Annotated in this window: 13 protein-coding genes; 2 read left to right on the top strand and 11 right to left on the bottom strand. The window is 55.1% G+C overall.

Annotation, left to right across the window (positions count from 1 at the left end):
• Position 1: 1 nt before the first annotated feature.
• The 11 genes from OGV67_RS00270 to dnaA all read right to left on the bottom strand — a co-directional run bounded on the left by OGV67_RS00270 (position 2) and on the right by dnaA (position 13320).
• A complete protein-coding gene (locus tag OGV67_RS00270; protein ID WP_115614285.1) occupies positions 2 to 1228 on the bottom strand; it encodes a YidR family protein in 1227 nt (408 codons plus the stop codon).
• 51 nt (positions 1229 to 1279) lie between these two features.
• The gene (locus OGV67_RS00265) at positions 1280 to 2617 is read right to left on the bottom strand and encodes an MFS transporter (RefSeq protein ID WP_075203724.1); all 1338 of its coding nucleotides are present in this window, start codon (positions 2615 to 2617) and stop codon (positions 1280 to 1282) included.
• A 78-nt stretch (positions 2618 to 2695) separates the two neighbouring features.
• On the bottom strand, positions 2696 to 3844 hold the full coding sequence (gene dgoD / locus OGV67_RS00260) for a galactonate dehydratase (RefSeq protein WP_049008765.1): 1149 nt from the start codon (positions 3842 to 3844) through the stop codon (positions 2696 to 2698).
• Positions 3841 to 4458: a 2-dehydro-3-deoxy-6-phosphogalactonate aldolase gene (locus tag OGV67_RS00255; RefSeq protein ID WP_104867979.1), complete on the bottom strand. Its 618-nt coding sequence runs from the start codon at positions 4456 to 4458 to the stop codon at positions 3841 to 3843. Before OGV67_RS00255 ends, dgoD begins: the two co-directional genes overlap by 4 nt.
• A complete protein-coding gene (locus OGV67_RS00250; RefSeq protein WP_049008769.1) occupies positions 4442 to 5317 on the bottom strand; it encodes a 2-dehydro-3-deoxygalactonokinase in 876 nt (291 codons plus the stop codon). The genes OGV67_RS00255 and OGV67_RS00250 overlap by 17 nt, the downstream gene beginning before the upstream one ends.
• The gene (gene dgoR, locus OGV67_RS00245) at positions 5314 to 6003 is read right to left on the bottom strand and encodes a D-galactonate utilization transcriptional regulator DgoR (RefSeq protein ID WP_049008770.1); all 690 of its coding nucleotides are present in this window, start codon (positions 6001 to 6003) and stop codon (positions 5314 to 5316) included. The genes OGV67_RS00250 and dgoR overlap by 4 nt, the downstream gene beginning before the upstream one ends.
• A gap of 265 nt (positions 6004 to 6268) precedes the next feature.
• Positions 6269 to 7081, bottom strand: coding sequence for a sugar-phosphatase (yidA, locus tag OGV67_RS00240; protein ID WP_012000803.1), 813 nt, complete (start codon positions 7079 to 7081; stop codon positions 6269 to 6271).
• A 214-nt stretch (positions 7082 to 7295) separates the two neighbouring features.
• Positions 7296 to 9710 (bottom strand): DNA topoisomerase (ATP-hydrolyzing) subunit B, encoded by a 2415-nt coding sequence (gyrB, locus tag OGV67_RS00235; protein WP_012000804.1) that lies wholly within the window; start codon positions 9708 to 9710, stop codon positions 7296 to 7298.
• 28 nt (positions 9711 to 9738) lie between these two features.
• Entirely contained in the window at positions 9739 to 10812 is a 1074-nt protein-coding gene (recF, locus tag OGV67_RS00230; RefSeq protein ID WP_012000805.1) for a DNA replication/repair protein RecF, read from the bottom strand.
• Positions 10812 to 11912 carry a DNA polymerase III subunit beta gene (gene dnaN / locus OGV67_RS00225; RefSeq protein WP_012000806.1) on the bottom strand — a complete coding sequence of 367 codons (1101 nt, stop codon included), beginning with the start codon at positions 11910 to 11912 and terminating at the stop codon, positions 10812 to 10814. Before dnaN ends, recF begins: the two co-directional genes overlap by 1 nt.
• A 4-nt stretch (positions 11913 to 11916) precedes the next feature.
• A complete protein-coding gene (gene dnaA, locus OGV67_RS00220) occupies positions 11917 to 13320 on the bottom strand; it encodes a chromosomal replication initiator protein DnaA (protein ID WP_114848141.1) in 1404 nt (467 codons plus the stop codon).
• 224 nt (positions 13321 to 13544) lie between these two features.
• On the opposite strand from dnaA, the gene OGV67_RS22125 reads away from it, so the two are divergent.
• Positions 13545 to 13700, top strand: coding sequence for a hypothetical protein (locus OGV67_RS22125; protein ID WP_419180120.1), 156 nt, complete (start codon positions 13545 to 13547; stop codon positions 13698 to 13700).
• Positions 13701 to 13928: 228 nt separating this feature from the next.
• Positions 13929 to 14069 carry a 50S ribosomal protein L34 gene (gene rpmH, locus OGV67_RS00215; RefSeq protein WP_000831330.1) on the top strand — a complete coding sequence of 47 codons (141 nt, stop codon included), beginning with the start codon at positions 13929 to 13931 and terminating at the stop codon, positions 14067 to 14069.
• Positions 14070 to 14085: the final 16 nt, after the last annotated feature.

Below are 14085 nucleotides of genomic sequence, written 5' to 3'. Positions count from 1 at the left end.
TTTATCGTTCGGTTTCCGTCACCCAAAGCTGGCGGAAACCGTCAACCTCTTCCATCCACGCGATTAACGCTCCATCCGGCGAAAAAACAACGGCGTCCGCTGAAGGCGGGCTGTCATGACTCGCCGTTAAAAAGGCGATTGCTCCGCTCTGCGCGTCGCAGCAGGCAATGCGGTTTTCCAGCACAAACCCCAACCACCGGCCTGACGGGTGCCAGTTGAACGCTGACTGAATATCGGTCGCGTTATGCGTAAGCTGGCGCGGCTCTCCCCCCTGCGCCGGGATCAGCCAGAGCTGAACAATACCGCGATCATCGCGCATCAAAAACGCAATGTCCGTGGCTTGCGGGTTACTCCGCACCCAATGGCGCGGAACGTTTACCAGCCCAGGGAAAGCGCGATCATGCGTAAAGGTCAGACGGCGCTGAACAACGCCCGCAGGCGGCGCTGGCAGCGTTGATTCTGTTCCGGTCAGCGGCATATCGCCTGCCTGTTTCCAGCCTTTTTCATCCTGCGGCAACGCCACCAGAAACAGCTCCGGCACTTTTTCACCCTTCGCCGACAAGGTATCGCCAATAAACGCCAGCGCATAATCGCCCACCCAACCCTCTTCGTAGGCGCGGTTAATGTCATCGCTGCCCGGCCGTGGCGCCGGCGTGGTCTGGCTCACTAACACGCACCAGTGGCTGCCGCTGTACTCCCGAGGATGCTGAACCGCTACCGTAACCGGGCCATACGGCACCGCAACGCCGACGTTACGCAAGTCCAGCGCCGGATCGCGCTCACGCAGTACATGGTCGTTATAGGTGAAGCTGACACGCTCGCCGTTCGGACTGAACACATGCACATGGCTGCCGCCGCGCAACGCGCCGGGCGTATACGGCACGGTGATGTCCATTGCATCCAGATTCGTCACGCGGTTTTGCGCCGCTATCACGCCGCGACGATGGTGGAAATCATAACGCCACGTCTCGTCCGGGTTCTCCGGGCCATGAATGAACACATAGCGATCGTCTTGTGGATGAACAGTCACCACGCCAACGTGCGCGCCCTGCGTAGCGCGATAAATGACCTCAATCTCGCCAGTCCGTACGTTGACGCGCTCAATCGTCTCACCGGTAAACGAGGCGCCTGACGGACGCACATCAAAAACCAGCCACTGGCTGTCCGCCGTCCAGGTGTTGGTATTCGTAAGCTGATGATGACGCGAAGCGAAAGTGATTTGTTTCATGGAGATACCCTGATGCGCGGTTTTCGCATCAGGGTATAGCATTGGAAGAAATTAGCCTACCCGTTTAACGTCGCCGACCAGCAGGATATAAGAGAGCGCGCCAATCAGGGCAACAGCGGAGATATAGACCAGCGCCGGGCCAAAGCCATAATCCTGCGCAAGGTAGCCAATCACCAGCGGCACGGTGATGCCGCCCAGTCCGCCAACAAAGTTAAACACGCCGCCGGTCAGGCCAATCAGACGCATCGGTGCGAGTGAAGAGACCAGTGACCAGGTGATAGACGCAAAACCATTGCCGAAGAACGCCAGCGCCATCAGAGTCATAATCCATACGGGATCGTTAGTGTAGTTCGCCCCCATGATGCAGGTAGAAATCAGCAGCCCGCAGATAATAGGCGTTTTACGCGCAACACCCAACGAGAACCCTTTTTTCACCAGCTTATCCGCCAGCCAGCCGGAGAGCAGCACCCCAAAGAAAGCGGCAAGGAACGGTACGGTCGTCATAAAACCTGCCTTCAGGGCGGTGATCCCTTTCTCCTGGGTTAAATAGTTCGGGAACCAGGTCAGGAAGAACCACAGCGTAGAAGTAACCGCAAATTGCCCCAGGTAGACCCCGACAAGTTTGCGGTGAAACACCAGTTTCCAGTCAGCTTTGGTCAGTGGCTGACGCGCCTCTTTTTTGACTGGCGCATCGCCGTCCACCAGACCGCCGCCATCGCGAATATAGTCCAGCTCAGCCTGGCTGATGCTTTTGGTCAGGCGCGGCGGCTGATAAACCTTGAACCAGATTAGCGACCAGATAATCCCGATTCCCCCGGTAACGATGAACACCCAGTGCCAGCTCAGCATCTCCTGAATCCAAATCAGCAGCGGCGTCAGAAACGCCAGGCCGACAAACTGCCCGGAGGTGTAGAAACCGACGGCGGAGGCGCGCTCATGCTCCGGGAACCAGCTGGTAACCATCCGGTTATTGGTCGGAAATGCGGGCGCCTCAAAAATCCCGGTGATGGCGCGAAGACCAATCAGCGACATTAATCCGGTGGCGAACCCCTGAAATAGCGTTGCAACAGACCAGCCCAAAATAGCGATAAAGTAGGTCAGTCGCGATCCCACACGGTCAAGGAACCAGCCGCCAGGAATCTGGCATAGCGTATAAAGCCACGCAAAAGCCGAAAAGACGTAGCCCATTTCCGCTTTGGTGATGCCGAATTCTTCCTGAATATGCGCCGACGCCACGGCGAGGTTCGCGCGGTCAACATAACAAATAACCACGGTAATAAAGATCATAATCAGCGTCAGATAACGACGACGCCCGGGTTTTGCAGCTGTAACTGAAATATCCATCGCAATCTGTCTCCAGATTTTGGGCATAGCGAGACCGCTCACCATGCCCTGTAATTTACAGAGGGTTATATTTTTGTATGTAAGGTTTTTGCCCGGTGGCTTACCGGATCTACGGGATGGCGATTACCATTCCGCTACGCTGCCATCTTCATGACGCCACAACGGGTTGCGCCAGTCCGGCGCGTTTTTACTCAGTTCAATGACTTTAGCTTCGTCAATGTCCACGCCAAGGCCCGGTTTAGTTAACGGTTTAAAGAAGCCGCCTTCCATACTGAAATCGTCCTTGTTTTTCACGAAGTCGAGCAGCTCCGCGCCTTTGTTGTAGTGAATGCCCATGCTCTGCTCCTGGAATACCGCATTGCGCGATACGAAGTCGATATGCAGACAGGCTGCCAGCGCAATCGGCCCCAGCGGACAGTGCGGCGCCAGCGCCACGTCGTAGGCTTCCGCCATCCCGGCGATTTTGTAGCATTCGGTGATACCGCCAGCGTGCGACAGATCCGGTTGCAGAATCGCCAGCCCGCCCGCTTCCAGCACGCGTTTAAACTCAAAGCGTGAGAACATGCGCTCGCCTGCGGCAATCGGAATATGCGTCTGCGCCGCCAGCTTCGGATAATATTCCGCCTGCTCCGCCAGCACCGGCTCCTCAATAAACAGCGGACGATATTGTTCCAGCTCTTTAATTAATACCTTCGCCATCGGGGCGCTGACACGACCGTGGAAGTCGAGACCAAATTCAATTTCGTTACCAAAAGCCTCACGGATTTGCGCTACGGTATTGACTGCTGCATCCACCGCGCGTGAATTATCAATCACGCCCATCTCTTCACAACCGTTCAGTTTGAAGGTGTCGAAGCCAATAGCGCGCAGTTTCCTGATGCCGTCGATCACTTCCGCCGGACGGTCGCCGCCCACCCAGCTGTAGGCTTTAATTTTGTCGCGAACCAAACCGCCCATCAGTTGCCATACCGGCGCGTTCAGCACTTTGCCTTTGATATCCCACAGCGCCTGGTCGATACCGGCGATGGCGCTCATCATTATTGGGCCGCCGCGATAAAAACCGGCGCGGTACATCACCTGCCACAGATCGTTGATACGCGCCGGGTCCTGACCGATCAGATAGTCGCCAAACTCATGAACCGCCGCTTCGACGGTACGCGCGCGCCCTTCTATAACCGGTTCGCCCCAGCCAACCACGCCTTCATCCGTTTCGATTTTCAGGAACATCCAGCGCGGGGGTAAACGGTACGTGGTGATTTTGGTTATTTTCATTTCACTGCCTCTCGATACGCTTTAACAAATGCCGTCGCCTGCTGCGCGGTACGCTCAACGGACTGCCCGGCGCGATAGAGATCGCTGCCCAGCCCGGCGCCTGCGCAACCCGCGTTAATCCATTGCGCCAGGTTTTCCGGCGTCACGCCCCCCACGGCAAACACCGGGACATCAGCCGGAAGCACCGCTTTCAGCGCTTTGATGTAGTCCGGGCCAAATGCCGATGAGGGGAATATTTTCAGCGCCTGCGCACCCGCATCCAGCGCGGTAAAGGCCTCGCTGGCGGTCGCGCATCCAGGGCATACGGTCATGCCATAACTCACCGCGCGACGAATCACCTCGGGCTGAATATTTGGCGTGACGATCAGCTTGCAGCCCATTTGCGCTAACAGGTCTACCTGATCAGGCTGAAGTACGGTGCCCGCGCCGATCAACGCCTTATCGCCATACGCATCCACTATCGCCGGGATACTTTTTTCCCACTGCGGGGAGTTAAGCGGGATTTCCACCGCATCAAAGCCAGCCTCGATGACCGCGCCAACATGCGCCAGCGCTTCATCGGGCGTCACGCCACGTAATATCGCAATAAGCGGAAGATCAGTTTGCCACTGCATGAGCGATGCTCCTTATTCCTGCCTGAAATGCCTTCTCACCGGAAACGACGGTTGCATGACGGCCAATGGCGCTGAACGCCTGCTGGTAGCGTTCCGCCAGCGCGTCTCCGGCAACAATGGTGATCTGCCGGGCGTCAAAGCTTTCGCTAAGGGTGGCGACTTCAGCGCCAATCAACAGACCGGATAAAAATTCACTCACCTGCGCGCGCGGGAGTGTTCCCAGGACGTGCGAGGCGCGAACCTCAAAAAGTTGCGGCAGGATGGCGGGGGTAGCGAGACCACGCTCCAGCCCAGCAGTAAAGGCGACAGGCGAGGTTTCCTGTTCAGGCAACCCTGCGCCAACCAGTGAATAACGCAGCAACAGATGGTGTAATTCACCCGTCATCACGGTGCGAAAATCGTGAATTTGCGCGTTATCAGCCCGTACCCATTTACAGTGCGTACCGGGCATCACATAGACAGAAGAAGGAGAAAGCGTGCGGGCGCCAAGCAACTGTGTCTCTTCGCCGCGCATCACATTATGGTTATCGTCGCGTGAGACACAGAGTCCGGGAATAATCCAGATCTTGTCGCCAACGGAGGTTAACTGCTCGCCTATGGCAGAGAAATGGGCAGGAACCGGCAGATAGGGGGCGATTTTCCAGCCCACATTGCTGCCGACCATTCCCGCCATAACCACGGGAGTGGCGCTGTCGCGCCAGTTTTGCGTCACTTCTGCTAACACCGCTTCAGGAGATTTACCCTTCAGACGCGTTACGCCTGCTTCTGATTGCCTGCTCTCCAGGCATTTGTCGCCCTGGTAAAGCCAGGCGCGCAAATTGGTCGATCCCCAGTCAATTGCGATGTAGCGAGCTGTCATGTGATTTCCTTGAGCCTTCGTGTCGAGCTGGCGATCATCGTTAAGGCCGCCTGCTCTGCCGCATCGCCATCCTGATGCCGTATCGCATCGAATAGCGCCTTATGTTCCTGGAGCGTTTTTGGCATGTTGGCCTCATCACCCATCCAGGTTCGTTCAAACACCGCTCGCTGTAGCGAACTGATCGCCACACTAAGCTGTTGTAAAACCGGGTTATGTACCGACTGCAATACCGCCTCGTGATAGCGAATATCCGCTTCGTTGAAGGCATCCCGGTTCTGGTTGTTGGCGATCATGTCATTGAGCGCCGACTCAATTTCGGCCAGATCGCTCGACGTCGCGCGTTCCGCCGCCCAGCGCGCAATAGCAGGTTCCACCAGGTTACGGACTTCACTCATCGCGCTGATCAGCCGCGGGTCATAATCGTTTTCCAGCACCCATTGCAGCACGTCGGTATCGAGGTAGTTCCACTGGTTTCGTGGTGCGACAAACGCTCCGCGATAACGCTTCATTTCAATGAGCCGCTTCGCCATCAGCGAACGGAACACTTCGCGAATGATGTTGCGCGAGGTTTCAAACTCCTCACACAGATCCGCTTCCGCAGGCAGTGCCGAACCCGGTACGTACTTGCCGCTGACAATCTGTTTTCCCAGCGTGATGACGATGCGATCGGTTTTATTGAGGGTCATGGAGAGTCCTTGTGCTCTGTATGTACCGCTCTACTTTACCGTTACCGCTGAAATTCGCCTCAACTTTGTAGTACTAACGTGATGTCATTCATCGTTGCCGTGTTGATAATGTAGTACAACACAAATTTGTTGTACTACAATTTAGATCACAAAAACGACAATCGGTAATGGGAATGTTATGAAGGGAAAATGAGGGCGTAAAAAAACCCGCAGCAGAGGCGGGTTACGGAACGTCTGTTTTGCCGGATTAATCCAGGCCAGCCACTTAATTCAGCACAAATTTCTCAATTGCGTATGCCACACCGTCTTCCAGGTTGGATTTAGTGACAAAATTGGCCACCTCTTTCACCGACGGAATCGCGTTGTCCATCGCCACCCCCATGCCTGCATATTCGATCATCGCGATGTCGTTTTCCTGATCGCCAATCGCCATGATTTCTTCCGGCTTGATCCCCAGCGCATCGGCCAGCGACTTCACGCCAGTGCCTTTATTGACGCGTTTATCCAGGATTTCGAGGAAGTACGGCGCACTTTTTAACACGGTATATTTCTCTTTTACTTCCGCCGGAATACGCGCAATGGCCTGATCAAGGATGACGGGTTCATCAATCATCATCACTTTCAGGAACTGCGTTGCCGGGTCCATTTTCTCCGCTTCACAGAACACCAGCGGAATGGTGGCGACATAGGATTCATGTACGGTGTAGTAGCTGATATCACGGTTTGCGGTGTACAGCGTGTTGCGATCCAGCGCGTGGAAGTGTGAGCCGACTTCGCGGGACAACTTCTCCAGAAAGCGGTAATCGTCATAGCTCAGCGCCGTTTGCGCAACGGTACTGCCATCGCCCGCTTTCTGCACCAGCGCGCCATTGTAGGTGATGCAGTAGTCGCCGGGTTGTTCCATGTGAAGCTCTTTCAGATAGCTATGGACACCCGCATACGGACGGCCAGTGGTCAGCACCACGTTAACGCCACGGGCGCGCGCGGCGGCAATCGCCGTTTTTACCGCAGGTGAAATGGTGTGATCGGGCAGCAAAAGGGTGCCATCCATATCGATAGCAATGAGTTTGATAGCCATGAGTTCCCCGGATTAAATGAGTCCGTCCTCATGCTAACGCGATTCCGCTCAAAAAACAGCAACGAAAAGGGGGATGGAAAGGGGAACCGGGATTCCCCTTTTGCAGCTCGGTTGTAGGCCGGATAAGACCTAAGCCGCCATCCGGCAGCTTAGGCTGATGAACTGCCTGATGGCGCTTCGCTTATCAGGCCTACAGGAGAGGCCTACAAGCTGATTAGATATCGATGTTTGCCGCTTTCAGGGCGTTCTCTTCGATAAAGGCGCGACGCGGTTCAACAGCATCGCCCATCAGCGTAGTGAACAGCTGGTCGGCGGCAATCGCATCTTTCACGGTGACGCGCAGCATACGACGGCTTTCCGGGTCCATCGTGGTTTCCCACAGCTGATCCGGGTTCATCTCGCCCAGACCTTTATAGCGCTGAATCGCCAGGCCACGACGGGACTCTTTCACCAGCCACTCCAGCGCCTGCTCGAAGCTCGCAACCGGCTGACGGCGCTCGCCGCGTTCAATGAACGCATCGTCTTCGATCAGACCGCGCAGCTTCTCACCGAGCGTGCAGATGCGACGGTATTCGCCGCCGGTAACAAACTCGTGATCCAGCGGATAGTCGGTATCCACGCCGTGGGTACGCACGCGAACAATCGGTTCGAACTGCTGCTGTTCGGCGTTCTCGCGAACGTCAAACTTCCACTGGCTGCCGTGCTGCTCTTTCTCGTTCAGCTCGGTAATCAGCGCGTTCACCCAACGGGTGACAGCCTGTTCGTTGCTAAGATCGGCTTCCGTCAGCGTCGGCTGATAAACCAGCTCTTTCAGCAGCGCTTTCGGGAAGCGACGCTCCATGCGGCCAATCATTTTCTGCGTCGCGTTGTAATCAGAAACCAGTTTTTCTAACGCTTCGCCCGCCAGTGCCGGTGCGCTGGCATTGGTGTGCAGCGTTGCGCCATCCAGAGCGATGGAGATCTGGTACTGATCCATTGCCTCATCGTCTTTAATGTACTGTTCCTGCTTGCCTTTCTTCACTTTGTACAGCGGCGGCTGCGCAATATAGACGTGACCGCGCTCGACGATTTCCGGCATCTGACGATAGAAGAAGGTCAACAGCAGCGTACGGATGTGCGAGCCGTCGACGTCCGCATCGGTCATGATGATGATGCTGTGATAGCGCAGTTTATCCGGGTTGTACTCGTCACGACCGATGCCGCAGCCCAGCGCGGTGATCAGCGTCGCCACTTCCTGGGAAGAGAGCATCTTGTCGAAGCGCGCTTTCTCCACGTTGAGGATTTTACCCTTCAGCGGCAGAATCGCCTGGTTCTTGCGGTTACGACCCTGTTTAGCAGAGCCGCCCGCGGAGTCCCCTTCCACAAGGTACAGTTCAGACAGCGCCGGGTCGCGTTCCTGACAATCCGCCAGTTTACCCGGCAGACCCGCCAGATCCAGCGCGCCTTTACGACGCGTCATTTCACGCGCACGACGCGCGGCTTCACGCGCACGCGCCGCATCGATAATTTTGCCGACCACGATTTTAGCGTCGGACGGGTTTTCCAGCAGGTATTCGCTCAGCAGCTCGTTCATCTGCTGTTCCACCGCCGATTTCACCTCGGAAGAGACCAGTTTATCTTTAGTCTGGGAGGAGAATTTCGGGTCCGGCACCTTCACGGAAACCACGGCAATCAGGCCTTCACGCGCATCGTCGCCGGTGGCGCTGACTTTGGCTTTCTTGCTGTAGCCTTCTTTATCCATATAGGCGTTCAGGGTACGGGTCATCGCCGCACGGAAGCCTGCAAGGTGCGTACCGCCGTCACGCTGCGGAATGTTGTTGGTAAAGCAGTAGATGTTTTCCTGGAAACCGTCGTTCCACTGCAATGCCACTTCCACGCCGATACCGTCTTTTTCGGTGGAGAAGTAGAAGATATTCGGGTGGATCGGCGTTTTGTTCTTGTTGAGGTACTCAACAAACGCTTTGATGCCGCCTTCGTAGTGGAAATGGTCTTCTTTGCCGTCGCGCTTGTCTTTCAGACGAATAGAGACGCCGGAGTTCAGGAAGGACAGCTCACGCAGACGCTTAGCCAGAATTTCGTATTCAAATTCGGTGACGTTGGTGAAGGTTTCCAGGCTCGGCCAGAAACGCACCATCGTACCGGTTTTATCAGTTTCGCCAGTCACCGCCAGCGGCGCCTGCGGTACGCCATGCTCATAGATCTGACGGTGGATTTTGTTATCGCGCTGGATAACCAGTTCCAGTTTCTGGGACAGGGCGTTAACCACGGAAACACCCACGCCGTGCAGACCGCCGGACACTTTATAGGAGTTATCGTCAAATTTACCGCCCGCGTGCAGCACGGTCATGATCACTTCCGCAGCAGAAACGCCCTCTTCCGGGTGAATACCGGTCGGGATGCCACGCCCGTCATCCTGCACGGATACGGAGTTATCGGCATGAATGGTGACGATAATGTCTTTACAGTGACCCGCGAGCGCTTCGTCGATAGCGTTATCTACCACCTCGAATACCATGTGGTGCAGACCGGTGCCGTCATCCGTGTCGCCGATATACATACCCGGGCGCTTACGCACCGCATCCAGCCCTTTCAGGACTTTGATACTGGAGGAGTCATAAGAATTCGACATCAACGTTTCTCGCTCAATTTATCTTGGGTTAATCCGTTATTTTACCCTTTTCCACGGTGAACATCTTCGAATTTTTGTCCGACATGTCCAGAACGTGTTCAGCGCTGATTGCGCTGACAAAGACCTGTGATTGCGTCGCTTTCAAGCGGCTGGCCAGCAGCCCGCGACGCGCATCATCAAGTTCAGAGGCAAAATCATCTATCAGGTAGAGACACCGCCGCCCGCTTTCACGGGTGAGGAACTCCCCTTGCGCCAGTCGTAAAGCGCACATCAGCAGTTTAAGCTGCCCACGCGATAAGGTATCTTCCACCGGCGCACCGTCAGCACGAATGCGGAAATCCGCTTTGTGCGGGCCATGCGCAGTGTAGGTCAACATGCGATCGCGTTCGAAGCTCCGCTCCAGCACCTCGGCATAATCCGTCTCTTTTTCCCAACCGCGCTGAAAAGAGAAGGTGAGGGAGAACTCCGGTAGAAATTGCTGGCAGGTATCCGCCATATCCTGCGCAATACCAGCACTGTACTCAGCACGCCAGGTACTGATTTGTTCCGCGAGAGGAATCAACTCCTTATCCCACGGACGCAATTGTTCATAACGGCTTACCTGGCGCAGCGCCGCGTTGCGCTGCTTGAGCAACCGCTTCAGGTTGCTCCAGGCGGTAAAAAAACCGACTTCGTTGTGAAAGCATCCCCAGTCAAGGAACGCTCTTCTGTATTTGGGGCCGCCGTTGAGTAAAGTAAACCCCTCAGGGGTAATCAACTGCATCGGCATCAGGTGCGCCAGCTCCGCCACTTTGTGGCCGTCGGTGCCGTCGATGCGCACTTTGCTGTCGCCCAGCTTGTCTTTCGTCAGGCCGATAGCGGTTTCGCGCTCTTCCCCTTGCAAACGTCCGTGGAGGACAAACGACTCCTGCTCATGACGAATGACGCGGCCAATCTGCAAACTGCGAAACGCCCGGCCGTGGCCGAGCGTATAGATAGCCTCCAGCACGCTGGTTTTGCCGCTACCGTTTGCGCCAACCAGGAAGTTAAAGCCGGGGGATAAAGCGAGATCCGCATTTTCAATATTGCGAAAGTCGCGGATCAACAGGCGGGTGAGCGACATTACAGTCTCATTGGCATCACAACATACGCAGCACTTTGAGACGCCGCATCTTCAATCTGTACGCTGGAAACGGAGTCTGTCAGCAGAATACGCACGGTTTCACATTTCAGCGCGTTCAGCACATCGAGCACGTAGCTGACGTTAAAGCCGATCTCCATCTCAGTACCGCCGTAGGTGACGTCCAGAATCTCTTCCGCTTCTTCCTGTTCCGGGTTGTTGGCGGTGATTTTGAGTTGGTTTTCGCTCACATACAGGCGTACGCCACGGAATTTCTCGTTGGAGAGAATCGCCGCGCGGGCAAACGCCTGCTTGAGAATATCGCAACCCGCTTCCAGCGTTTTGTCCGGGTTCTTCGGCAATACGCGGCGATAATCCGGGAAACGACCATCAACCAGCTTGGACGTAAAGATAAAATCACCGACGTGGGCGCGGATGTTGTTACTGCCGATCTGTACGCGCAGCGGGGTTTCGCCGCCGTCGAGCATACGCATCAGCTCAATCACGCCTTTACGCGGCACAATCACCGAATGGTTAGGCAGAGATTGCCCGACCGGCATAGAGCAGACCGCCAGACGGTGACCGTCGGTCGCGACGGTACGCAACTCTTCACCTTCAGTCTCAAACAGCATGCCGTTTAAGTAGTAACGAACGTCCTGATGCGCCATTGAGAACTGGGTGGCTTCAATCAGGCGCTTCATCGTTGCCTGCGGCAGGGTGAATTCGACTTCGCTCTGCCAGTCATCCAGATTAGGGAAATCGGCGGCAGGCAGCGTGGAAAGCGAGAAACGGCTACGCCCGGAGCGCACCAGCATCCGATCGCCTTCCAGCTGGACGGCAATTTCAGCCCCTTCCGGCAAGCCACGGCAGATATCAAAGAATTTCCGCGCCGGGACGGTAGTTGCGCCTGGTTCATGAGGTTGAATCAACGCAACGCGCGCCACCATTTCCATTTCAAGATCGGTGCCCGTCAGCGACAGCGTACCGTCAGCCACCTGCAACAGCAGGTTACCGAGAATGGGCAGCGTAGGACGACCGCCCAGCGGGCCACTGACCTGCTGAAGCGGTTTTAATAAATGTTCACGTTCAACGGTAAATTTCATAGCGTCACGAAGATAATGTTCTGATTAAGTTTGAGAAATCTTCTTTAATATCATGGCTTTCTTCACGCAGTTGCTCAATCTTACGGCAGGCATGAAGTACGGTAGTGTGGTCACGTCCACCAAACGCGTCGCCAATTTCCGGCAGACTGTGGTTGGTGAGCTCCTTTGCCAGCGCCATAGCCATCTGACGCGGGCGCGCTACCGAGCGAGATCGACGCTTGGAAAGCAGATCCGCGATTTTAATTTTGTAATACTCCGCCACCGTCTTCTGGATATTGTCGATGGTGACCAGCTTTTCCTGCAACGCCAGCAGATCGCGCAGCGCTTCACGCACAAAGTCGATAGTGATAGCGCGTCCGGTAAAGTTAGCGTTAGCGATCACGCGGTTCAGCGCCCCTTCCAGCTCACGCACGTTAGAGCGTAGTCGCTTGGCAATAAAGAACGCCACCTCACCAGGCAAACGAATATCATTTTCGTCCGCTTTTTTCATCAGGATCGCCACGCGGGTTTCCAGCTCAGGCGGTTCGATCGCCACCGTCAACCCCCAACCGAAGCGGGATTTCAGACGATCTTCGACGCCATTAATCTCTTTTGGATAACGATCCGACGTCAAAATGATCTGCTGATTCCCTTCTAACAGGGCGTTAAAGGTGTGGAAAAACTCTTCCTGGGATCGTTCTTTATTGGCGAAGAATTGAATGTCATCAATAAGCAGTGCGTCAACGGAACGGTAGTAGCGTTTAAACTCTTCGATCGCGTTGTTTTGCAAGGCTTTAACCATGTCCTGCACAAAGCGCTCGGAGTGCATATACACCACTTTCGCATTCGGTTTGCGCGCCATAATGCCGTTGCCCACCGCATGCAACAGGTGAGTTTTACCCAGACCGGTGCCGCCGTAGAGGAACAAGGGATTGTAGGCGCCGCCAGGGTTGTCCGCCACCTGACGCGCCGCCGCGCGCGCCAGTTGGTTGGATTTACCTTCGACGAAGTTATCAAACGTGTGTTTCACGTTGACGTTAGAGCGGTAGGTCGGTTCTGCCGGAGCCGGCACGTTATCCCAGCCCGGGCGCGCCGCGGCTGGCGCCGCACGCTGTGGCTGCGCCTGAGCGACCTGCGCAGGCACAACAACATTGTTGACCGGCGTTTTGAGCGTTTGAGTGACGGGTTTCGTCCCGACCTCAAAACGCAGTTGTGGGGCATCCGCTCCGCAGAAATTATTCAGCAGTCCATTGATATTATTGAGGTACTTGTCTCTTACCCAATCGAGCACAAAACGGTTTGGCGCATACAAAGCCAGCGTGTTATCGCTCAGTTCCGCCTGCAACGGGCGTATCCACATACTGAATTCTGTGGCTGGTAACTCATCCTGCAATCGGGCAAGACACTGCTGCCAAAGCGAAAGTGACACGGCGGACTCCACTCGAACAAAAGTCGATAAATGACAAAGGCTGAAACATTCATGATTGTTGACGCACGTCGAAAAGACCCTGTGCATAAAAGGGTGACGTGCGAATTGCTATCTGCAATTTTACCCGATCAGGATCCGTTGAAACGATCAGGACCGCGGATCATAGCCTAAACTGAGCAAGAGATCTTCTGTTTCTCACAGATTCTTCCCGATTTATCCACAGGATGATCCAGAACCGGGTAAGTGTAAACGATCCAGGCGAAGTGCTGCACGATTTCGCGCGCATATTGAAAAAATTAATGAGTAAAGACATTAAGCGCCTTAAACGATCTAATAAAGATCCCGTGCGATCCTTGCGCTTTGCCCGGCAGTCCGTATAATCCTCCACCCGTTGTACAATGCCCATCGTACGGCGTTAGCGCTGCTTGTTTTTCGCGCGAAAAGGTGCGGAAAAACGCAGGGTTTTAAGGAAAGAGAATTGACTCTGGAGTGTACAATTATTACAATCCGGCCTCTTTAATCACCCACGCTGAGGCGTAAGTCGTTCGATAATCGTTCGGGTATACGCAAAAGTCAGTGAATTTATTCAAGTTTAGGTAGAAATCGCCATGAAACGCACTTTTCAACCGTCTGTACTGAAGCGCAACCGTTCTCACGGCTTCCGTGCTCGTATGGCTACTAAAAATGGTCGTCAGGTTCTGGCACGTCGTCGTGCTAAAGGCCGCGCTCGTCTGACCGTTTCCAAGTAATAAAAGCTAACCCCTG

It is taken from the genome of Citrobacter sp. CK188, assembly GCF_030333525.1.
Taxonomy (GTDB): Bacteria; Pseudomonadota; Gammaproteobacteria; order Enterobacterales; family Enterobacteriaceae; genus Citrobacter_B; species Citrobacter_B koseri.
The sequence above is the reverse complement of the archived record's forward strand: the minus strand, read 5'-3'. Positions and strand labels throughout refer to the sequence as shown.

What these genes read in the sequence shown, in the direction of transcription:
- gyrB (WP_012000804.1), bottom strand. Translation starts at nt 9,710, where the DNA reads ATGTCGAATTCTTATGACTCCTCCAGTATCAAAGTCCTGAAAGGGCTG.
- OGV67_RS22125 (WP_419180120.1), top strand. Translation starts at nt 13,545, where the DNA reads ATGATCCAGAACCGGGTAAGTGTAAACGATCCAGGCGAAGTGCTGCAC.
- dgoD (WP_049008765.1), bottom strand. Translation starts at nt 3,844, where the DNA reads ATGAAAATAACCAAAATCACCACGTACCGTTTACCCCCGCGCTGGATG.
- OGV67_RS00255 (WP_104867979.1), bottom strand. Translation starts at nt 4,458, where the DNA reads ATGCAGTGGCAAACTGATCTTCCGCTTATTGCGATATTACGTGGCGTG.
- dgoR (WP_049008770.1), bottom strand. Translation starts at nt 6,003, where the DNA reads ATGACCCTCAATAAAACCGATCGCATCGTCATCACGCTGGGAAAACAG.
- recF (WP_012000805.1), bottom strand. Translation starts at nt 10,812, where the DNA reads ATGTCGCTCACCCGCCTGTTGATCCGCGACTTTCGCAATATTGAAAAT.
- OGV67_RS00265 (WP_075203724.1), bottom strand. Translation starts at nt 2,617, where the DNA reads ATGGTGAGCGGTCTCGCTATGCCCAAAATCTGGAGACAGATTGCGATG.
- yidA (WP_012000803.1), bottom strand. Translation starts at nt 7,081, where the DNA reads ATGGCTATCAAACTCATTGCTATCGATATGGATGGCACCCTTTTGCTG.
- rpmH (WP_000831330.1), top strand. Translation starts at nt 13,929, where the DNA reads ATGAAACGCACTTTTCAACCGTCTGTACTGAAGCGCAACCGTTCTCAC.
- OGV67_RS00250 (WP_049008769.1), bottom strand. Translation starts at nt 5,317, where the DNA reads ATGACAGCTCGCTACATCGCAATTGACTGGGGATCGACCAATTTGCGC.
- dnaN (WP_012000806.1), bottom strand. Translation starts at nt 11,912, where the DNA reads ATGAAATTTACCGTTGAACGTGAACATTTATTAAAACCGCTTCAGCAG.
- OGV67_RS00270 (WP_115614285.1), bottom strand. Translation starts at nt 1,228, where the DNA reads ATGAAACAAATCACTTTCGCTTCGCGTCATCATCAGCTTACGAATACC.